The sequence below is a fragment of the Mycobacterium sp. E2462 genome, from assembly GCF_001672685.1.
Classification (GTDB): Bacteria; Actinomycetota; Actinomycetes; order Mycobacteriales; family Mycobacteriaceae; genus Mycobacterium.
Genome location: NZ_LZKC01000393.1, coordinates 1 through 936, shown reverse-complemented (window position 1 = coordinate 936; position 936 = coordinate 1). Strand labels below are relative to the sequence as shown.

Sequence of the window (936 nt, the reverse complement as noted above, 5' to 3'; positions counted from 1 at the left end):
CGGGCGGCCTGACCAGCCGCCGCCGCCGCCCCCCGCCGACATGACCCACGCCACCCAAGTTGCCCAACCCCAAAGACGCGAACTGCGGCGTCGGGAACCACGCACCACCAGCACCCACCGTCGCACCACCGGGACCGAACGTCAGCTGCTGACCGATCGACCAGCCGAAGTTGGCGATACCGTTCGAGAAGTACGCCAGACCCGACGTCAGCTTGAAAATTACGTTGTACAACGTGGGATTCAGGCCCAAGAAATTGTTGTTGGGTGTGGGAAGTCCAAACCCGATAAGGTCCTGAATGAGGTTCTGCAGCCAGGTGAATGGCCCTGGGTCGTCGGCCGCGGCAGCGGTTGTGGCGAGTTGCTGCATCGGTGCGACCGCGCCAAGCTGAGACCCGGTGTTGGACGCCGCGTGTGCGACATTTCCTGCGGGCTCGGTGGCAGCCCGGGAGACGGCCATGGCCTGGTCGGTGGTGACGGAGTTGAGCGGCGGTCCGTGGGTGGGGCCGGCGTCGGCGTCGATGCTTAAGGCGGTGACGCCGTATGTGTCGTGGTTGTCGGTGATGGCGGCGATGGCGGAGGAGACGGCGAGTCAGGGTCGGGCGGCGGCGGCGGCGTATGAGGCGGCGTTCGCGATGACGGTGCCGCCGCCGGCGATCGCGGCGAATCGGGTGCTGCTGGCGACGCTGGTCGCCACTAATTTTTTTGGGCAGAACACTCCGGCGATCGCCGCCACCGAGGCCGACTACGGGCTGATGTGGGCTCAGGACGCGGTGGCGATGTATGGCTATGCGGGTGCCTCGGTGTTGGCCTCGGCGCTCGAGCCGTTCCCGGCGCCGCCGAACACCACGACCCCGGACGCCACCACCGACCAGGCCATGGCCGTCTCCCGGGCTGCCACCGAGCCCGCAGGAAATGTCGCACACGCGGCGGCCAACA

General features: G+C 67.6%; 1 protein-coding gene and 1 pseudogene. One reads left to right on the top strand and one right to left on the bottom strand.

What is annotated here, in order from left to right:
* A pseudogene (locus A5714_RS27505) lies at window positions 1-367 on the bottom strand (hypothetical protein); the annotation flags it as partial.
* A gap of 28 nt (window positions 368-395) precedes the next feature.
* Between A5714_RS27505 and A5714_RS20515 the strand changes: the two are divergent.
* Window positions 396-936 (top strand): PPE family protein (locus A5714_RS20515; protein WP_369829459.1); only part of this gene is annotated, 541 nt, incomplete at its 3' end.